Consider the following 19,164-nt stretch of genomic DNA (forward strand, 5'->3'; position numbering starts at 1 on the left):
GTAGCAGTGATGGGGTGTGAGTCTGTACGTTTAGCCCGTTGGCTGGCCCTGGCTGTACTCGGTTTCTCTGCCTGGGCGCAGGCGGCGGCCGTCGACCCACAGCAAAGCCGTATTCAGCTCGCGTTGGCGACTGAACCGCCGACGCTGCACTCTGCCCGCGCCACCGATACCATCGCCAATTTTGTGCTGTCTCACCTGATGGAAGGCCTGTTGCGGTATGGCCCCGATGGTGAACTGATTGGCGGCGTGGCGGAGCGCTGGCAGCTCAACGAGTCGGGTGCGCGATTCTGGTTGCGGGAGGATGCTCGCTGGGCAGACGGCAAGCCGGTGAGGGCGCAGGACTTTGCCTTTGCCTGGCAATATGCCTTGCGCCCGGAAACGGCCTCGCAATACGCGTTCATTTTTTATCCTATTAAAAACGCCGAAGCGGTCAATCGCGGCGATATGCCCGTCAACGCACTCGGCGTACGCGCAGTGTCAGATCGCGAACTGGTCGTAGAGTTTGACGGGCCGTGTCCGTATTTTCTCAGCCTTACGGCGTTCATGACCTACATGCCCCTGCGTGAGGATGTGGTGAATCACTGGGGACGTCGCTATGCCGCCGATGCTGACAAGCTGATGGTCAACGGGCCCTATGTGCTGGAGAAGTGGGTGCACGGTGCCGAGTTGCGGCTGGCTGCCAATGCTCGCTACTGGGATAACGAGAATGTGCAGATACGCCACATTGATTTGCCCTATATCACCGCTGACCCGAGTGCGCAGTTCAACCTGTTTCGGGATGGGCAGATTGCATTGGCAAACCTCGATACCGGCCTGCTGGACGAAGCGATTGAACGCGGCTTTGATATTCATCACTTTCAGACGGGCGCGCTGTATTTTCTGGAGTTCAACTTTCGCGAAGGGCGTATCAGTGCGAACCGGCACTTCCGCAAGGCGGTACAACATCTACTGAACCCCGAGTTGCTGGTTAACAAGATTATTGGCTTGCCTGGTGTGCTTCCTGCTTACTCTCTATTCCCAATGACGGTTAAAGGCTTGGAGAAGCCCTTTCGCGAGGAATACCCTGTGTTGAAAGTTGAGCCGGATCTGGCGCTGGCACGTCGACATCTGGCGAAAGCCAAGGCTGAGCTGGGGCTGGCAGAATGGCCGCCGCTGATGCTGCTGTCGGGAGATAGTCCGCGTGCCCTTCAGGAGGCAGAGTACTACCAGTATCTTTTCAGGCGAGGGCTTGGCCTGGAATTACGTATCGACCAGCAGGTGTTCAAGCAGCGCTTGGAGAAAATGCGGCGTGGGGACTTTGATATTGTTGTGGCGGCGTGGGGGCCTGATTTTGACGACATCATGACCTTTGCCGATTTGTTTGCTTCCTGGAATGACAACAACCGTGGGCGCTATCACAACCCCGAGTACGATAGATTAGTGCGTGCCGCACAGCGCAGCAGCGATGCCAAGCGCCGCTTCGACATTATGGGGCGCCTGCAAGCGTTGATTGTCGATGATGTGCCTATTTTGCCTACCTACGAGAATGCCTCACTGTACGTGCAGCACCCGCAATTGCATGGCGTCAGGCGTGCGGTGTTTGGTGGCGACCCGAGTTTTCGTGACGCCTGGATTGCGCCCTGATGCTGCGGTTTATTCTGCGACGCCTGCTGTCGGGAGCGATCACCATCTGGTTTATCGCCACGGCCACCTTCTTTGCGATGCACGCGGTGCCTGGAGATCCACTGACTCAGGATAAAGCCATGTCGCCTGCGGTAAGGGCGCAGCTAGAGGCGCGTTACGGCTTGGATAAGCCCCTGCCTCAGCAGTATCTGCAATTCATGAGCAATATGCTTCACGGTGATTTCGGCATTTCCTTTACGCAGGAAAATCGCCGGGTAAACGATATCATCCGCGAACACTTTCCCGTCTCGGCGACATTGGGGCTCGCAGCGATCCTGATCGCCCTGGTCGGAGGGGTGGCCGCCGGCAGTGTGGCGGCGCATTTTCGGCAGCGCTGGCCCGATCGTGCCGTGATGTTGCTGGTGGTGGGGGCCATATCGGTCCCCGGTTTTGTGATCGCAGCGCTCGCACAACTGCTGATTGTGCGGTTAAACCAACTGGCGGGCACGACGGTGATTCCCGTTGCCGGCTGGGGAGGCATCGGACATGTCTGGGTGCCTGCGCTGGTGCTGGGGCTGGGTACGCTGGCATACCTCAGTCGGCTCAGTCGCGCGGCCATGCTGGACGTGCTCAGCAGCGACTATATCCTCGCCGCCAGGGCGCGAGGCGTTGCCGGCGCCGGACTGTTCTGGCGACACCAGCTGCGCAATGTCTTGCTGCCAGTGGTGACCGAGCTGGGGCCAGCGGTGGCGGCGATCACTACCGGTGGTTTTGTGGTGGAGCTGGTTTTTGCCATACCGGGGCTGGGCCGCTATTTCGTGCAGGCGGTGCAGCAGCTTGATTACACGGTGATTATGGGTACCACGGTGTTCTACGGTGCCTTTCTGGTGTTGGTCGTGGTGTTAGTGGATATCAGTTATGGCTTGATTGACCCTCGCATACGCTTGGTGGGGGGGCGCGGATGATCCCGGTATTCCGCTTTGCGCCCTGGCAGCCGCCGGTGCCTGGCACCGAACTGTCTCAGCCGACTTCGCAAGTGGCGTTCACGCCCGCGGTTCTGTTGTCGACGTCGATCGTTGTGGCGCTGCTGCTGTTCGTTTGGGCTGGGCCATGGGTGTGGCAATACGACCCCGCCCAGCAATGGTTGTCGCATATTTCTCGGGGGCCGACGCCGGCGATGTCGGCGCTGGTGGTGGACGATACTCGCCCCCCCCGGCTGTCGACCGCGCCGCAGCGCCTGCAAATTGCGGAAAGCACTACCGAACGTGTCGCGCTGCAATGGCCACAGGTGTCTGGGGTCCAGCGTTACCGCCTTTACCGGGCTGGCGCAGAGCAGATTGGTCCGGGACTGCCGCTGTGGGAGGGCAGTGATCGCCATTACGTTGACCGACTGCAACTCAGCTATCGCGTTTATCGCTATACCCTCGCCGATGCCGATACCGGGCTGCTGCTATTTTCGCTGGAAACACGACCAGAGTTTGCCATTTCCGCATTTGAAGCGGCTTTACAGGGGTTGATTCCGGAGGATGCCCGTGGCTTGCCGGAGCGGGTGTTGTTACCGGCGCATCCACTGGGCACCGATGCGCTGGGGCGGGATTTGCTGGCGAGGATGATGGCCGGTGGTCGCAGTTCGTTGTTCGTTGGGATTGTGGCGCCGTTGCTCTACATCGGCTTTGGTTGCGTGTTTGGCGGTTTGGCTGGGTATTTAGGCGGGCGTCTGGACCAATTTGCCATGCGTCTTGCTGACTTTGTCGTCGCCTTGCCGTTCTTGCTTTTCATGATTCTGCTGCGGATCGCGTTCGGGATTGGCCCCGGTGAAAACGGTATTTTACCTCTTATCCTGGCGATGTTGCTGTTGAGCTGGCCGGGAAGCGCGAGATTGGTACGAGGGCAGGTGCTGGCATTGCGAAGCCAGGCGTTTATCGACTCCGCGAGGCTGTCGGGGCGATCGGCGCCATTTATTCTTTATCGCCATATATTACCCAATGTGTTGCCGGTAATTCTGGTGGCGTTTAGCTTTGCCATTCCCTCGGCCATTTTTACCGAGGCGTTCTTGTCGTTTATCGGTATGGGCGTTTCGCCTCCCAGCACCTCCTGGGGCGCCATGTGCAATGACGGTATAAAAACGCTGTTGTCCAATCCCAGGCAGCTATTGCTGCCCGCCATGATGATCAGTATTGCGGTATTGGCCTTCAATACGCTGGGAGACGCACTGCGTGATGCCACTGACCGGCGTAGCGGAGGGGGACGCCTGTGAGCTTGTTATATGTTGACCAGCTGTCTCTGCGTATTGGCGACAATGCCGCGCTGCGAGACGTGTCGTTTTCTCTTCGAGAAGGCGAGTGCCGAGCACTGGTAGGCGAATCAGGTAGCGGCAAGTCGCTGACGGCCCTCTGCCTGCTGGGGCTGGCGCCGCGTGGGTCGCAGCTCTCCGCCAGACAACTGCGGCTGGCGGAAGATATGTTGCCTGCGCAGGGTAGCCGGCAGTGGCAATCCTGGCGAGGGCGGCGTGTGGCGATGATTTTTCAGAACCCGATGACGGCGTTGAACCCAACCCGCACTATTGGCGCTCAGCTTGGCGAAGTCTTTTGCCTGCACCGGGGGATGACCCGGAAACAGGCGAAGCAGGCGTCGATCGCCTTGCTGGAACGTCTTGCGATTCCCCGCGCTGAAGCCCGTCTTTCCAGATATCCCTTCGAATTTTCCGGTGGCATGCTGCAGCGAGTGATGATTGCGCTGGCGGTCGCCTGTCAGCCTCAGTTATTGATTGCCGACGAGCCGACGACGGCGCTGGATGTGACGGTGCAGGCAGAAGTGTTGGCACTGCTCAGGGAAATGCAGCGTGAGCTGGGGACCAGCCTGTTGTTTATCAGTCACGATCTGGGCGTAGTCGCCAATATCGCCGATTCGGTGAGCGTGATGTATGCCGGAGAAACGGTGGAGTCTGCCAGCCTCAAAGCGCTTTTTACCGAACCTGCGCACCCCTATACCACAGCGCTGCGAGCGGCGGTTCCCCAGTTGCACAGCAGCCAGGCAATGCAGGCGATACCCGGCAGCCCGCCGGATTTACGTCAAGCTGTAAAGGGTTGTGCTTTTGCGCCACGCTGCCCACACCGAATGGCAATTTGTGAGGAATCCCCGACCTTTATTCGCACCCCGCAGGGCAGCGTGACGCGTTGTTGGCGTTGGCATTCCGATCATCCAGACAACTGGCGGCTACAGTCATGACCGCGCCACTGCTTTCTTTGCGAAAACTGAGTTGTCATTTTCGGCAGGGCCGTGATTACCTGGCGGCCGTGGATGATGTCAGTCTCGACATATTTGCCGGAGAAGTTCTGGCGCTGGTCGGGGAGAGTGGTTCCGGTAAATCCACGCTGGGCCGTTTGATTGCTGGCCTCGAGGAGCCATCGTTTGGCGAAATGCGGTTTCAAGGTCAGTCTCTGGCCGGGCGGCGTGGACTCAAGCATCAGCGTGGTGCCATTCAAATGGTATTTCAGGATAGTTACGCAAGCCTGGATCCACGTATGCGCATTGTCGACAGTTTGGCGGAGCCCTTGCGCGATGTTCGGCTTCCGCCCGATGCACTGAGAAAGCGGATCGATAGCTGGTTGGATCGCGTTGGTCTGGGGGCACGATTTGCGGACCGCTTTCCCCACGAATTGTCCGGAGGGCAGCGGCAGCGCGCCGGCATTGCGCGGGCATTTATTGCCGAGCCGAAACTGGTGATTTGCGATGAGGCGGTGTCGGCACTGGATGTATCGGTTCAAGCACAGGTTTTGTCCCTGTTGCGCGATATCCAGCGGGATAGTGGAACAGCCATGCTGTTTATTACCCACGATCTGGCCGTACTTCCCAGTTTGGCTGACCGCATTGCCGTGATGTATCTCGGTGAGTTGTTGGAGTTGGGGACGACCGCAGCACTGATTAACGCGCCTATGCACCCTTACACCCGACAGTTGCTGGCCGCGCATCCCGAACCGAACCTGGATGCGCCGTTGGCATTGCCGGTCAGAACCGGCGCCTCGGAGCTGCCTCTGCCGCTGAGTCGCGATCGTGGCTGTCGTTTTGCCAATCGCTGTCCCTATGTCGACGACCCATGCCGTTTGACGCCACCTGTCAGTATTGAGAAGGGCGCCGGGCATTTTGCCGCCTGTCATCGCCTGACTGAGATTGAAGCAGTGGCAGCTTCCGGGGGCTTCGATTAGCATGGATAAAGCACCACGACATGTAAGGAATGCCGACGAATGAATATCAGTATAGAAATCCCGGCCTTGATGGTAATGGCCAGCTCGCTACTCAAGCGTTGCATTCTCGACGCGCAGCGGGTCGAGTCAAAACGCTATTTCAGGGAACTTGAGGCGGGCAACCCCGTACTGCTGAGTGACCTGTCGATGGAGGACGACTCGGTGCTGCGAGTCAGTCTTGAGATGAATGCGTCGGAGTTTTGTGGCCAGCTGAATTACAGCGCGTTTCGAGATCAACTGACGATGCTGATCGACACTTACAGCCGATATTTGAAAGCCGGGCAGGAACCCAAGGTGTTGAGCGACGACAGCGGTGTGCAGCATGTGATCGTTCTGCCCGCAGTCAGCGAGATTCGCGGTCAGCGTAACGCTCTGGTAATGGGGTTTGACCAAAGTCGCCCCGCAAATCTGCGCCTGAAGTTGATGTTTGTAGATGCTGCACAGTTTATGGAAAAGGCCAGCTAGTCGCGTGTTGACAGTGAACACAAATACCGATAGCTTGCCGGGTTTATCGCTATAACTCGCAGTGCGCATGTCGGGATGTAATGCGCACGTACTGGTATGTGAATAACAAGAACGCTAACGAGGGGGCCACCTTGTCTGAGCAGCAACAGCAAATTGCCGAAACAATCAACGCCGCGAGAAAACGGCTGGACCTGGCGACGGATGTCGACCTCCAGCAGTTTTCCAGTCTGGTGGATATGTTTGACTACTGCGTAAGCAGCTATACGAATAACCCTGCCGTGAGCTGTCTGGGGTACACCCTCAGCTACGGCGATCTGGACCGTCTGTCGGCGCAATTTGCCAGCTATCTGCAGCAGCATAGTGGCCTGCAGCCCGGCGATCGCATTGCCATTCAGATGCCCAATATCCTTCAGTATCCGGTAGTGCTGTTCGGTGCATTGCGCGCGGGGATGATCGTGGTTAACACGAACCCGCTATACAGCGAGCGCGAGCTCAAACACCAACTGAACGACTCCGGCGCGAAGGCGGTTGTCGTGCTGGCCAATATCGCAAAAACCGCTGAGGCGGTGGTGCCGGATACTGGCGTGGAAACCGTCATTGTGACGGAAGTGGCCGATCTGCATCCGCCACTGAAGCGCACACTCATTAATGGTGTCTTGCGTCACGTGCGTAAAGAAGTGCCTGCTGTCAGCTTCCGCAAGTCTATCCCGTTGCGTAAAGCGCTGGCGCAGGGCAAATCTGGCAATTACCAAAAAGCACAGCCCAAGGCAGAAGATCTGGCGCTGCTGCAGTACACCGGCGGCACGACTGGTGTGTCGAAAGGAGCCATGATCAGTCACCTGAATTTGATGGCCAATGTGCTGCAAAGTCAGGCGAATTTCACCAGCTACAACCTCGGCATCGGCAAAGAAACCTTTATTGCACCGCTGCCGCTGTATCACATTTACTCTTTCATGCTGGCGTTCCTGGTCATGCTTGAGGGTAACCACTCGGTATTGATTCCCAATCCTCGTGACTTGAACAGCGTTATCAAGGAAATGAAACGCTGGAAGTGGAGCGGCATGAGTGGCATCAATACGCTGTTTGTTCAGCTTTGTAAGCATCCTGAATTTGCCAGTCTGGACTTCTCTGCGCTTAAGGTGACACTGTCGGGCGGTATGGCGCTGACCCACGGGGCTGCCCACGAGTGGAAGAAAATGACCGGTGCGGAAATCTACGAGGGCTATGGTCTGACCGAGACGTCCCCGGTGGTTTCTGTAAACCCCGGCAAGGGCAATCAGGTTGGTACGATTGGTATTCCCTTGCCCGGCACAGATATTCGTCTGGTTGATGACGACGGCAATGACGTGGGCGTGGGTGATCGTGGTGAACTCTGCGTGCGGGGTCCACAGGTCATGATGGGCTACTGGCAGCGTCCTGACGAGACCGACAAGACCATTATCGACGGCTGGCTCCACACGGGTGATGTAGCGGTGGTGCAGGAAGATGGTTTCCTGAAAATCGTCGATCGTAAGAAAGACATGATTTTGGTGTCGGGCTTCAACGTTTATCCCAACGAAATCGAAGACGTGCTCAGCGAGCATCCGAATATTGCTGAGTGTGCAGCGATTGGTGTGCCCGACGAGAAATCTGGCGAAGTCGTTAAAATCTTTGTGGCGCCTAAGGAAGGCAGCATTGATGAAAGCGAACTGAAAGCGTTTTTGCGTGATCGTCTGACGGGCTATAAAATGCCGCGCTATATCGAAGTGCGCGACGAGCTGCCCAAGACCAATGTGGGTAAAGTGCTGCGCCGTACACTTCGCGACGAGGAACTGGCCAAGCGCGCTGCCAAATAACGCAGCACAATGCATTGTAAGGGCGCCCAGGTGGCGCCCTTTTTCGTTTCAGGAAGTTATGTCTGTCATTGATTGGAAAGCACTGAACACGCGCATAGCCCAAGCGTGCTATCGCCCGGACCAGTTTGCCCTGAAGCGCAAGTTGGCGCAGTTACAGCGCCGAAAAGATGAACATATTGAGGCTCCCCTCAACGCACTGTGTGAGCGCATTGAGGCCTCTGTACAGCGCCTCAGCGAGCGTCGGGCGCGATTGCCGTCTGTCAGCTATCCTGATTTGCCGGTCAGCGAGCGGCTGGATGATATCCGTGAGGCTATTGCCAGTCATCAAGTGGTGGTGATTGCCGGAGAAACCGGTTCTGGGAAAACCACGCAGCTGCCCAAGCTTTGTCTGGAAATGGGTAGAGGCGTGAATGGCATGATTGCGCATACTCAGCCGCGCCGCCTGGCGGCACGTACTGTGGCACAGCGTATCGCCGATGAGTTGCAAACCCCGCTGGGTGAGGCCGTGGGTTATCAGGTGCGCTTCCAGGACCAAAGCTCGGCGAACAGCTATATCAAATTGATGACCGATGGGATTTTGCTGGCAGAGATTGCCAAGGATCGTTTCCTCAATAATTACGACACTGTCATTATCGACGAGGCCCACGAGCGCAGCCTGAACATCGACTTTCTCCTGGGGTATTTGAAAACCCTGCTGCCCAAACGTCCTGATCTCAAAGTCATCATTACGTCTGCCACGATCGACGTGGAGCGCTTTTCGGCGCATTTCGATAATGCGCCAGTGATTGAAGTATCTGGGCGCAGCTTTCCTGTGGAATACCGCTACCGGCCGCTGGAGGAGCTGACGCAGGATCAGGACTTGGGTATTGCTGTTGAGTTGGTGCTCAGGGAATTGATGGCGGAGGGTGCGCAGCGCAGCGGCGATACGCTGGTGTTTTTGAGCGGTGAGCGCGATATTCGCGAGGTCGCCAAACATTTGCGCCACGCGCAACTTCCCGGGGCTGAAGTGCTGCCCTTGTATGCGCGACTCAGCAATGCTGAGCAGCAGCGCATCTTTGACCTCAATGGTCGCCGCGGCTGGCGTGTGGTGTTGGCTACGAACGTTGCGGAAACCTCGCTGACAGTGCCGGGCATCCGCTATGTCATTGATGCCGGGACGGCGCGCATCAGTCGCTACAGTGTTCGCAGCAAGGTGCAGCGCCTTCCGATTGAGCCGATTTCCCAGGCCAGTGCGAACCAGCGGGCCGGGCGCTGTGGGCGGGTTGCCGAGGGGATTGCCTATCGGCTGTATAGCGAAGAGGACTTTGAGCGGCGGCCGTTGTTTACCGAGCCAGAGATTCAGCGGACAAACCTCGCGGCGGTGATTTTGCAGATGCTGCAGCTGGGTTTGGGCGATATTCGCCGGTTTCCCTTCGTGGATGCACCAGATGGGCGGCTGATTCGCGATGGTTTTGCATCGCTGGCAGAACTGGGCGCGGTCGATGGTGAGCGCATGACGACGCTAGGGCGTGCGCTGGCTCGTTTCCCTGTCGATCCGCGTATTGCCCGCCTGATTATGGCGGCTGCTGAGCGTCACTGCTTGCGCGAAATGTTGATTATCGCCAGCGCGCTGAGTATTCAAGACCCCCGCGATCGGCCGGCGGATAAACAACAAGCAGCGGACGAAAAACATCGCCGATTCTGGCAGGACGGGTCTGACTTCCTCGCGTATCTGGCACTGTGGGATTACGCCGAAGAACAGCGCCAGAGCTTAACAGCCAATCAATGGCGGCGCCTGTGTCAGAAGGAGTTTTTGAGCTGGTCGCGTATGCGGGAGTGGCGCGAGGTACACTACCAGCTGGTGTTGATGTGTCGACAGCTCACGTTGACGATGAACAAAGACGCGGCCGACTACGAAAGCCTGCACCGGGCCTTGCTGACCGGGTTTCTTGGGCAAATTGCCTTCAAAACCGAAAACCGGGAATACCTTGGTGCGCGCAATCGTAAATTGCGGATTTTTCCCGGCTCATCACAGGCGAAAAAATCTCCCAAGTGGATAGTGGCCGCCGAGTTGGCGGAAACCTCCCAGCTGTTCGCCCGCTGTGTTGGGAAAATCGAGCCAGAGTGGGTGTTTGGCATTAACGACAGCCTGCTCAAACGCCAGTATTCAGAGCCTCACTGGCATAGTCGCAGCGGCAGGGTGATGGCGTATGAACGTACGCTGCTTTACGGCTTGGCACTGCGCGAGCGTCACCGGGTGCACTATGGGCCCATTGACCCGGTTATCAGCCGGGAAATTCTGATTCGGCAGGGGTTGGTAGAAGGGCGCTATCGGGGCAGTGCTGAATTTTTCAAACACAATCAGGCGCTGCGCCGCGACATTCTCGATATGGAGGACAAGGCTCGTCGGCGAGACATGCTGATTTCCGACGAGGAGTTTTATGCTTTCTATGATGAGCGGCTTCCTGTAGGCATTACGACGGGGAAGCAGCTGGAGTCTTGGCTGAAAAAATCCGCCGCGGATACCTCGCTGAGAATGTCGATGGCCCAGATGATGCGCAGCGATGCGGGTGTCGATGGGGCGCAGTTCCCCGATCAAATTTCCTGCGGCGATTATCAATTGAAGCTGAGTTACCACTTTGCGCCCGGTCACGCCGACGACGGTGTCTCGGTCTCGGTGCCGCTGGGCCTGCTGGCGAAAGTGCCTGAGGGACGGTTTGACTGGCTGGTTCCCGGGTTGTTGCGGGATAAATGTATTGCTCTGGTCAAGGCGCTGCCCAAGGCACAGCGCAAGCAGTTGGTCCCGGTGCCAGACTATGTGGATCGCGCACTCACACGGTTGGCGCCCAGTGACGACGCTCTTTTACCGGCGCTGGCGGCACGACTCGAGCAGATCAGTGAGGCGCGTATCGATGTGGCGAGTTGGGCAATGGCGCCGGTCGATGACTTTTATCGCATGAATATTATTGTGCTCGATGACGCCGGCAGGCGTTTGGCGGGTGGACGTGATATTCGCGCATTGAGAGAGCAATTGGCTGTCGAGGTGCAGAAGAGTATTGCAGAGGAGAGCCAGGGCGGCTTCGAACCGCGGCGGTATCGCGAGTGGGTGTTTGATCAGCTGCCGGTAGAGCATCAATTCCGGCAGGCCGGTGCCACGTTGACAGCGTATCCGTGCCTGCGCGACTTGGGTGACGAGGTCGAGCTGGGGCTTGCCGAAACCCTGGAAGAGGCTGAGCTGCAAAGCGAGAGGGGAGTGCTGCGCTTGTTGCTATTGCGCCTGCCGTCGCAGTGCAAGGCGGCAAGGACTACGCTGTTTCGCGATAATACGGCCCAGTTGCAGTTCGCGGCCTGCGGTGTACAGCGCAGGGACTGGATTGAAGCCGGTTTATTGCTGACAGCGCGACAGGTATTTCTGGCGGGGGACAGCGTGCTGCCGAGAACTGCCGAGCAGTTTGATGCCTGTTGGCAGGCGGGAAGGGCCGGGTTTGTTCCTCAGCTGGAGCTGACCTCGGCAATGCTTTCCGACATTTTGGCCGCCCAGGCGGATATTCGCCGGCGTCTGAAAAAACTCAACAGCCTGAGCTGGTTTCACAGTATTACGGATATTCAGCAACAGCTCGATGGCTTGTTCCCGGATGACTTTATGACGCGCGCGGCACCGGAAAATCTGGCGAATTACCCGCGTTACCTCGCGGCCATTCAGGAACGTATCGACAAACTCGACGGGCATTATCAACGCGATCGACAATGCACCCTGACGATTGCGCCCATGCAGGATGCGCTCAATGACGTACTGAGCGCCTCGCCAGGGCTGTGGCGCCAGTCGGCCTTATTGCGTGACTACCGCTGGATGCTTGAGGAATTTCGCGTGTCACTGTTTGCCCAGCGTTTGGGGACGTCTCAGCCGGTGTCCGAGAAGCGTTTAAAGCAACAGTGGCAGGCGGTGACTAAGGCGTTGGGCCTGCCACAGCGCTAAGCGTTTGTGGCATGGGAGGTGTCGATGAGGTGGTGTGTTTGCGCCGGGCTTTAGGTATAGTGGCGAGGTCTGAGTCATGGGAAAACATGTGAACATGTCACTGCCTAAAAGGCTGGTACTTCTGCTGTGCTGCTGCATACCGTTATTGGGGCAGGCCGCTGAAGAGTACGGCAACGATCCCCGAGATCCCTGGGAAGGTTTCAATCGCGCTGTCTTTGAGTTCAATGACGTTGCCGATCGCTACGTGGCTGCGCCGGTTGCGCGCACCTACAAAAAAGTGACGCCAGACCTGGTCGATCAGGGTATCGAAAACGTGTTCAACAACGTCGGTGAGGTTAAAAACTTTGCCAACGACCTGTTGCAGGGTAAGCCGGGTGATGCTCTGGTTGATTTCAGCCGCTTTCTGATCAATACCACCGTCGGCGTGCTGGGAATTTTTGATGTGGCTGGGAAAATCGGACTTGAGCGACAGTCTGAGGATTTTGGTCAGACCCTGGCACACTGGGGGGTCGATTCTGGCCCTTATCTGGTCTTGCCCTTTCTAGGCCCTAGCACGGTTCGCGACGGTCCCTCCCGTCTGGCCGATGGCTATGTATCCCCCTTGCGTGAAGTCGAGCCCTTTACGGCTGACCTGGGGCTGATGTTGCTCGATCTGGTGCAAACCCGGGCCAAGCTCCTGGGTAGTGAAGACCTGATGAGCGGTGACCGATACACCTTCATGAAAGATGCCTACATGCAGCGGCGGGAGTTCCTGATCAACGACGGCGAGCTGCAAGACAGCTTTGGTGATGAAGACTTTGAGTCTTTTGATTTCTAAGCCAAGAGGGCGGCTGTGAATCCTACACAAGCTTGTTGCTTGCCACGCTGTGCGAGGGTGAGTAAAACAGCGAAATGAGCAGACCACTTCGCCATCGGCTGTTACTGATACAACAGGCCGATGATATTCACCAGCAGTTGCTGGGCGCCCTTGAGGCGCTGCAGGTAGAAGTGCTGTGTGTCACCGATAACCGGCAGGCCCTGTTAGCATTTCGCGAGGAAGATATCGATATCGTGATGATTGATATCGATTTGCCCGGCGGCCGCGGTATTGACCTGTTGGACGAGATGGCGGCGGACCCCCGTGAGCTTCCACTGATTGGCGTGTCCCGCCGTAACAGTCTTGCAGATGTTCTTGCGGCAGTTCGTCATGGCGCTACCGACTACCTGTTGTTGCCTCCCGAAAGCCACGATGTGATCCGGCATGCGATGGAGCGCGCGGTAGAGCGCTGTGAATTGAAACGCGAGAACCTCGCGTACCGGCAAAAGCTGGAAAACGCGAACCGCGAGTTGCTGGAAAGCCTTACCCACCTTCAGCAGGACCAGCAGGCCGGTAAGCATGTTCAGCAGTTACTGCTGCCCGATACCCCCAAAGACATCGAAAACTATCGCTTTTGCCACTTTATCCTGCCGTCGCTCTACCTGAGTGGCGACTTTGTGGATTATTTTCTGGTCGGCGAGGATCACGCGGCCTTTTTTGTTGCCGATGTATCCGGCCACGGTGCCAGTTCTGCGTTTGTGACGGTGTTTCTGAAAAACCTGTTTGCGCGCAAGCGCAGTGATTTTCTGCACCGGGGCTCAACGGCCATTCTGTCGCCGGCAAAAATGCTGGCGATAGCCAATCGCGAGCTGCTGGAAATGGGTATCGGCAAGCACGTGACCCTGTGTGTCGGCGTGGTCGACCTGAAGTGTAACCAGCTTTGTTACTCGGTAGCGGGCCATCTGCCGGCGCCGGTGCTGAGTGTCGATGGTCATGCCACCTTCCTGCCGGATCATGACATGCCGGTAGGGCTGTTTGCAGAGGCGAGCTTCACTGATCACATGATCAGCTTCCCGCCGGGTGCCGTGCTCACGCTGTTCTCTGATGGTATATTAGAGGTGTTGCAGCGAGACAGCCTGGCGGAAAAAGAGCAGGCCTTGCTGGACTTGCTCAGTCGTGGACAGTGCTCCTCGACCGAGTTGGCAGAGTCCTTTGGGCTGACGGAGTTGAAAGAAGCTCCCGATGATATTGCGATTTTAGTGGTTTGCAGGTTATAGGCGTATGCAGCCCGGAAAAATTCTGGTGGCCGAACAGGATGGCGCCTACGTCATCAAGTTGATTGGTGATGTGCGCCTGACGCTGTGCACAACACTGGACGAGTTCTTCGATGAAATGCTCGGCAGCTGTGGCTTTGCCAGCGTGGTGGTAGATCTTGCCGATGCCAGCAATATTGACAGCACCACGCTGGGGCTGTTGGCGAAGCTGGCGATAAAAGCCAAGCAGCGTTTCGCTTACGTTCCTGTCATCCTCTCCACCAACCCTGACATCACGCGTGTTCTCGACAGCATGGGCTTCGACCGGGTGTTTCAGATCCGTGAAGAGCCATTGCTCGATGATGAGGATTTGGGAGAACTGCCAGCCCTGCCGGACAGTGAAGACGGCGTGCGCAAGCGGGTCTTGGAAGCCCACCGTATCCTGATGGGCCTGAACGAGGGGAACCGGGCTAAATTCCGCGAGCTGGTTTCTCTTCTTGAAGGGCAGTGTTACTGAGCGTTTGCAGACCGTCTTACTGGTTGTTTTCGCTGATATTCATGGCGTCGCACACCATTAGTTTGGCGCGGATGAATTCGCGGTGGGGCAGATAGATCAGTTCGGCAATTTTGCGAATCACATGCTCTTCGTATTTGTCGATACGGCCGTCCTCTGCGGCGACTTCCCACAAGGCTTTGACCAGACTGAATTTCTCATCGTTGCTGCAGTTGTCGTTAATGTAGCGCGTGAAAGGGTACAGTGAGGTGGTGTCTTTGCCTTGTTCCTGAGTACGGGCCATGAAGGCTTCGATCTCGCCGCTTTCCAGGTGGAAATGGTTCACCATCAGCTCACGAATTTTCTCCAGCTCAGCGTCATCCTGCTGGTAATCAGATTTGCTGACCTCAAGCAGCAGCGAGGCCGCCGCCAGTTGCAGTGACATATTGTCGTCCTGCTTTGCCGGGTCGTCGTCGCTCAGCAGGTTTTTCAGAAACTCAAACATCGCCCCATTCCTTCAGCAGGGTTTCCAGTTTTCCCTGATCGGCGGCAAAGGCGCGGATGCCTTCAGCCAGCTTTTCTGTTGCCATCGCATCTTCGTTCATCGCCCAGCGAAACGCGGATTCGTTCAGATCCAGCTTGTCGAGGTTTGGGAAATCCGCGTCGGCGGAGAGTCGCTGTGGCAATTCACCGCTATCTGCATCCAGTTCTTCCAGCAGTGCCGGACTGATCGTCAGCCGGTCGCAGCCTGCCAGTGCTTCAATTTCGCCGATATTCCGGAAGCTGGCACCCATGACAATGGTTTTGTAACTGTGTTGCTTGTAATAGGCATAGATAGCCGAAACTGAGCGTACGCCGGGATCCTCATCTGCGCTGGCGGGACTGTGGCCGCGTGCGACATGCCAGTCGAGAATTCGGCCGACAAAGGGTGAGATCAATGTGGCGCCAGCCTCTGCACAGGCGGCGGCCTGGGCAAGACTGAACAGCAAAGTCAGATTGCACTCAATGCCGGCTTTTTCCAGCTCAGCGGCGGCCTGAATACCTTCCCAGGTGGAGGCGATTTTGATCAGCAGCTTGTCTCTGGACACGCCAGCCTGTTCATACAGCGCTACAATCTGGTGGGCTTCTTCTATGGTTGCACGGGTATCGAACGACAGGCGAGCGTCCACTTCGGTGGATACCTTGCCCGGCACCAGTTCGGTAATTTCGCGGCCAATGGCTACCGCTAGGCGGGTACAGGCGCGTTTCAGGGCGATGGCATGGCGCTCACTGCGCAATTCTTCAGCGACCACTTGGTCGATCAGTTCGCGATACTGGGGCAGTTGAGCGGCTTTCAGAATCAGTGAGGGGTTGGTGGTGGCGTCGCGGGGAGTGAAGCGGCGAATCGCTTCAATGTCACCGGTGTCGGCCACGACGTCGGTCATGGCGCGGAGCTGTGCTAACTTGCTTTGCATTCCTGTGAGTCCTGTTCTTTTCGTTCCAGCTGCCGTTCGGCGAGCCGTTGCGCCGCCAGTTCAGTGATGGCCAGCGCTTCTTGCAGTACTTCAATGCCTGCTTCTTTGTGGTGTGCCTGTTGACTGATATGGCGGCGGAATTGTTTACCCCCCGGCTGCCCATTAAACAGGCCCAGCATATGCCGACTGATATGGTGGAGTCGGGTTCCGCGGCCAAGTTCCCCTTCGATATAGGGGTAGAGGGATTCTACGACCTCAACGCGTGACAGGCGGCGGGGTGATTCCCCATAAATGCGGGCATCCACCTCCAGCAGTGAATAGGGGCTGTGGTAAATACTGCGTCCCAACATACTGCCATCGACCTGTGACAATTGCGATAGCGCGTCGTCAATGCTCTCTATGCCGCCATTGATAATGACTTCCAGTGCCGGGAAATCGCGCTTCAGGCGATACACCATATTGTAATCGAGCGGCGGAATTTCACGGTTTTCTTTGGGGCTGAGGCCCTGCAGCCAAGCCTTGCGGGCGTGGACAATCACCGTGTTGCAGCCGGCGTCATGAATGCTGCCAACAAAATCGCGCAGCGGGCCGTAGCCTTCCTGGTCGTCGATGCCGATGCGGTGTTTGACGGTAATCGGCAGGGAGACGGCGTCCTGCATGGCTTTGACACAGTCGGCCACCAGTGCCGGGCGAGCCATCAGGCAGGCGCCAAAAAATCCGTTCTGGACGCGGTCCGAAGGGCAGCCGCAGTTGAGGTTAACTTCGTCGTAGCCCCACCGTTCGGCCAGCTTCACTGACGCGGCCAGTGCCGCTGGATCACTGCCACCCAGCTGCAGGGCCAAAGGGTGCTCGATGTCGCTGAAGTTGAGGTGACGTTCGGCGTCGCCGTGGAGCAGGGCACCGGTGGTGACCATTTCGGTATAGAGTACCGCGCGTCGGCTCAGTTGCCGCCAGAACACGCGACAATGTCGGTCAGACCAATCAAGCATTGGCGCAGCGCAGAAACGCCTGTCGAGCGCAGCGTGGCTTGATGGGGAGGCGGCTAAGTCGGTGGTGCTCATCGGGTCCGGTGGCTCTCAACGTTAAGGCTTGCTGTTATGGACTGCGCTCCGATTGTGGCGCGCAGTTGCCGGGGCAAGTTTATCAGGAAACCGGACAGGGCGTTCAGACCCTTGCGGAAGGCGGGCAGCTTAGAAAGGTACTCAATCTCAAGACAAATACCCAAGAGGAGATGATGTTTTACCGTGCTCCCCCGTATAATGTCGCCTCGCGCTGCGGTTGTCTGCAGCCATGACGTTAAACTGACAAGGTAAGAAGCTTTTCATGACTGTCCGCACCCGCATTGCTCCATCTCCCACCGGTGATCCACACGTAGGTACGGCGTATATCGCCCTGTTTAACTACTGTTTTGCCAAGAGTCAGGGCGGTCAGTTCCTGCTGCGGATCGAAGATACCGACCAGCAGCGCTCTACCGCAGCATCGGAGCAGGCCATTCTCGACTCTCTGCGTTGGCTTGGGCTGGATTGGGACGAGGGTCCTGATGTGGGCGGTAGCTGCGGCCCATACCGTCAAAGTGAGCGCAGTGACATTTATCGTGAGCACTGCGAGCAACTTATTGCCAAGGGGCTGGCATTTCGATGCTACCGCACTCCAGAGGAGTTGGATGCCCTGCGGGAGAGCCGTCGCGAGTCGGGGCTGCATACCGCACTGAAGCCGTCCGACCTGAAGCTGAGCGACGAAGAAGTGCAGCGCCGTGACGCGGCGGGGGCGCCCTATGTTATCCGTATGATCGTGCCTGAAGGCGAGGGGCGCTGTGAAGTTGAAGACATGCTGCGCGGTAGCATCGAACTGGACTGGGGGCAGGTTGATGCGCAAATTCTGCTGAAATCCGACGGGCTGCCCACATATCATCTGGCCAATGTGGTTGACGATCACCTGATGGGGATTACCCATGTATTGCGCGGCGAGGAATGGATTAACTCGGCGCCCAAGCACAAGCTGCTGTACGAATATTTCGGCTGGGAAATGCCGGTGCTTTGCCACTTGCCGCTGCTGCGCAACCCGGACAAGAGCAAGCTCAGTAAGCGCAAAAATCCAACCAGCATTCTTTACTACCAACGCATGGGGTTCCTGCCGGAGGCGCTGCTGAATTATCTGGGGCGTATGGGTTGGAGCATGCCCGATGAACGCGAGAAATTCAGTCTGCAGACCATGATCGAGCACTTCGATATTCAGCGTGTCAGTCTCGGCGGACCGATTTTCGATGTGGAAAAGCTGCGTTGGTTGAATGGCCTCTGGCTGCGGGAAGATTTGGACGATGAGCAGCTTGTTCAGCGCTTGCAGGACTGGGCGCTGAACAAAGACATGCTGATGGCGCTGCTGCCGCATCTGAAACAGCGCATTGAGGTCTTCACGGATATTGCGCCGCTTGCGGCCTTCTTCCTGTCGGGCATGCTGCCGATCAGCAAGGACAGCTTCGCCGGCAGTGCGCTCAGCGAGGAAGAATTGGCGGAGATGCTGCAATGCTGTTTGTGGCGCTTGGAAGCCGAGCAGGACTGGCAGCGGGATGCGCTATTCAATGATCTAAAGGCGCTCGCGACGGGGCTAGAGATCCGGATGAAGGACTTCATGCCGCCGTTGTTTATCGCGATTGCCGGCACCACTGCGTCGGTATCGGTGGTGGATTCGATGGAAATTCTGGGGCCAGATATCAGTCGTGCACGCTTGCGGCACGCTGTTGAGGTGCTGGGTGGAGTGGGCAAAAAGCGGCTGAAAAAACTTGAAAAACGCTACCAGGCGGCGCTCAGTAGCCATAGCTAAGCTGCTGTGCATAAAGGTTTTTCGGCATACGCGGCGCGGCGATTAAAAAAATGCGCTTTTTTCTCGGCGGCGTGTTGACAAGGTTAGGGGCGAACCTTAATATGCGCAGCCTCTTTCGGGGCTATAGCTCAGCTGGGAGAGCGCTTGCATGGCATGCAAGAGGTCGGCGGTTCGATCCCGCCTAGCTCCACCAAACAAAAAACCGCCTACTAGGCGGTTTTTTTTTTGCCTGCGTTTTATCCTTTCT

At 57.2% G+C, this 19,164-nt stretch carries 15 protein-coding genes and 1 tRNA gene; 13 read left to right on the top strand and 3 right to left on the bottom strand.

The features are described 5' to 3' along the window. Window positions 1-9 precede the first annotated feature (9 nt). The 11 genes from G411_RS0115100 to G411_RS0115150 all read left to right on the top strand — a co-directional run bounded on the left by G411_RS0115100 (window position 10) and on the right by G411_RS0115150 (window position 14,667). Complete coding sequence (locus tag G411_RS0115100) at window positions 10-1,623, top strand: peptide ABC transporter substrate-binding protein (protein WP_022960056.1); 1,614 nt, start codon at window positions 10-12, stop codon at window positions 1,621-1,623. Continuing rightward, the gene (locus G411_RS0115105) at window positions 1,623-2,567 is read left to right on the top strand and encodes an ABC transporter permease (protein ID WP_022960057.1); all 945 of its coding nucleotides are present in this window, start codon (window positions 1,623-1,625) and stop codon (window positions 2,565-2,567) included. Before G411_RS0115100 ends, G411_RS0115105 begins: the two co-directional genes overlap by 1 nt. Then, entirely contained in the window at window positions 2,564-3,859 is a 1,296-nt protein-coding gene (locus G411_RS21630; RefSeq protein ID WP_022960058.1) for an ABC transporter permease, read from the top strand. The genes G411_RS0115105 and G411_RS21630 overlap by 4 nt, the downstream gene beginning before the upstream one ends. Beyond that, a complete protein-coding gene (locus G411_RS20760) occupies window positions 3,856-4,830 on the top strand; it encodes an ABC transporter ATP-binding protein (RefSeq protein WP_022960059.1) in 975 nt (324 codons plus the stop codon). The genes G411_RS21630 and G411_RS20760 overlap by 4 nt, the downstream gene beginning before the upstream one ends. Then, the gene (locus G411_RS20765) at window positions 4,827-5,807 is read left to right on the top strand and encodes an oligopeptide/dipeptide ABC transporter ATP-binding protein (RefSeq protein ID WP_022960060.1); all 981 of its coding nucleotides are present in this window, start codon (window positions 4,827-4,829) and stop codon (window positions 5,805-5,807) included. The genes G411_RS20760 and G411_RS20765 overlap by 4 nt, the downstream gene beginning before the upstream one ends. A gap of 39 nt (window positions 5,808-5,846) precedes the next feature. Further along, window positions 5,847-6,311 (top strand): hypothetical protein, encoded by a 465-nt coding sequence (locus G411_RS0115125; RefSeq protein ID WP_022960061.1) that lies wholly within the window; start codon window positions 5,847-5,849, stop codon window positions 6,309-6,311. A gap of 80 nt (window positions 6,312-6,391) precedes the next feature. Then, a complete protein-coding gene (locus G411_RS0115130; RefSeq protein WP_022960062.1) occupies window positions 6,392-8,146 on the top strand; it encodes an AMP-binding protein in 1,755 nt (584 codons plus the stop codon). A gap of 58 nt (window positions 8,147-8,204) precedes the next feature. After that, window positions 8,205-12,101 (top strand): ATP-dependent RNA helicase HrpA, encoded by a 3,897-nt coding sequence (gene hrpA, locus G411_RS0115135; RefSeq protein WP_022960063.1) that lies wholly within the window; start codon window positions 8,205-8,207, stop codon window positions 12,099-12,101. A 94-nt stretch (window positions 12,102-12,195) separates the two neighbouring features. Beyond that, window positions 12,196-12,918 (top strand): MlaA family lipoprotein, encoded by a 723-nt coding sequence (locus G411_RS0115140; protein ID WP_037509746.1) that lies wholly within the window; start codon window positions 12,196-12,198, stop codon window positions 12,916-12,918. 74 nt (window positions 12,919-12,992) lie between these two features. Next, window positions 12,993-14,174 carry a PP2C family protein-serine/threonine phosphatase gene (locus G411_RS0115145; RefSeq protein WP_022960065.1) on the top strand — a complete coding sequence of 394 codons (1,182 nt, stop codon included), beginning with the start codon at window positions 12,993-12,995 and terminating at the stop codon, window positions 14,172-14,174. 4 nt (window positions 14,175-14,178) lie between these two features. Further along, window positions 14,179-14,667, top strand: coding sequence for an STAS domain-containing protein (locus tag G411_RS0115150; protein ID WP_022960066.1), 489 nt, complete (start codon window positions 14,179-14,181; stop codon window positions 14,665-14,667). 16 nt (window positions 14,668-14,683) lie between these two features. Here the strand turns inward: G411_RS0115150 and G411_RS20770 are convergent, their stop codons facing one another. Genes G411_RS20770 through dusA form a run of 3 tightly spaced genes read right to left on the bottom strand, consistent with a single transcriptional unit; the run spans window position 14,684 to window position 17,158 of the window. Further along, window positions 14,684-15,148 carry a tellurite resistance TerB family protein gene (locus tag G411_RS20770; RefSeq protein WP_022960067.1) on the bottom strand — a complete coding sequence of 155 codons (465 nt, stop codon included), beginning with the start codon at window positions 15,146-15,148 and terminating at the stop codon, window positions 14,684-14,686. Beyond that, window positions 15,141-16,097: a transaldolase gene (tal, locus tag G411_RS0115160; RefSeq protein ID WP_022960068.1), complete on the bottom strand. Its 957-nt coding sequence runs from the start codon at window positions 16,095-16,097 to the stop codon at window positions 15,141-15,143. The genes G411_RS20770 and tal overlap by 8 nt, the downstream gene beginning before the upstream one ends. Continuing rightward, window positions 16,082-17,158, bottom strand: a complete 1,077-nt coding sequence (dusA, locus tag G411_RS0115165) for a tRNA dihydrouridine(20/20a) synthase DusA (RefSeq protein ID WP_084495594.1) — start codon at window positions 17,156-17,158, stop codon at window positions 16,082-16,084. The genes tal and dusA overlap by 16 nt, the downstream gene beginning before the upstream one ends. A 262-nt stretch (window positions 17,159-17,420) precedes the next feature. On the opposite strand from dusA, the gene gltX reads away from it, so the two are divergent. Beyond that, window positions 17,421-18,917, top strand: a complete 1,497-nt coding sequence (gene gltX, locus G411_RS0115170; protein ID WP_022960070.1) for a glutamate--tRNA ligase — start codon at window positions 17,421-17,423, stop codon at window positions 18,915-18,917. A 117-nt stretch (window positions 18,918-19,034) separates the two neighbouring features. After that, a tRNA-Ala gene (locus G411_RS0115175) sits at window positions 19,035-19,110 on the top strand. Window positions 19,111-19,164 lie beyond the last annotated feature (54 nt).

Source organism: Spongiibacter tropicus DSM 19543, from assembly GCF_000420325.1.
Taxonomy (GTDB): domain Bacteria; phylum Pseudomonadota; class Gammaproteobacteria; order Pseudomonadales; family Spongiibacteraceae; genus Spongiibacter; species Spongiibacter tropicus.

Excerpts from the sequence above, each read along its gene's own strand:
- hrpA (WP_022960063.1), top strand. The coding sequence starts at position 8,205 with ATGTCTGTCATTGATTGGAAAGCACTGAACACGCGCATAGCCCAAGCG.
- G411_RS21630 (WP_022960058.1), top strand. The coding sequence starts at position 2,564 with ATGATCCCGGTATTCCGCTTTGCGCCCTGGCAGCCGCCGGTGCCTGGC.
- G411_RS0115145 (WP_022960065.1), top strand. The coding sequence starts at position 12,993 with ATGAGCAGACCACTTCGCCATCGGCTGTTACTGATACAACAGGCCGAT.
- G411_RS0115130 (WP_022960062.1), top strand. The coding sequence starts at position 6,392 with ATGCGCACGTACTGGTATGTGAATAACAAGAACGCTAACGAGGGGGCC.
- G411_RS20770 (WP_022960067.1), bottom strand. The coding sequence starts at position 15,148 with ATGTTTGAGTTTCTGAAAAACCTGCTGAGCGACGACGACCCGGCAAAG.
- gltX (WP_022960070.1), top strand. The coding sequence starts at position 17,421 with ATGACTGTCCGCACCCGCATTGCTCCATCTCCCACCGGTGATCCACAC.
- G411_RS0115100 (WP_022960056.1), top strand. The coding sequence starts at position 10 with ATGGGGTGTGAGTCTGTACGTTTAGCCCGTTGGCTGGCCCTGGCTGTA.
- dusA (WP_084495594.1), bottom strand. The coding sequence starts at position 17,158 with ATGAGCACCACCGACTTAGCCGCCTCCCCATCAAGCCACGCTGCGCTC.
- G411_RS0115150 (WP_022960066.1), top strand. The coding sequence starts at position 14,179 with ATGCAGCCCGGAAAAATTCTGGTGGCCGAACAGGATGGCGCCTACGTC.
- G411_RS0115125 (WP_022960061.1), top strand. The coding sequence starts at position 5,847 with ATGAATATCAGTATAGAAATCCCGGCCTTGATGGTAATGGCCAGCTCG.
- tal (WP_022960068.1), bottom strand. The coding sequence starts at position 16,097 with ATGCAAAGCAAGTTAGCACAGCTCCGCGCCATGACCGACGTCGTGGCC.
- G411_RS20765 (WP_022960060.1), top strand. The coding sequence starts at position 4,827 with ATGACCGCGCCACTGCTTTCTTTGCGAAAACTGAGTTGTCATTTTCGG.
- G411_RS0115140 (WP_037509746.1), top strand. The coding sequence starts at position 12,196 with ATGTCACTGCCTAAAAGGCTGGTACTTCTGCTGTGCTGCTGCATACCG.
- G411_RS0115105 (WP_022960057.1), top strand. The coding sequence starts at position 1,623 with ATGCTGCGGTTTATTCTGCGACGCCTGCTGTCGGGAGCGATCACCATC.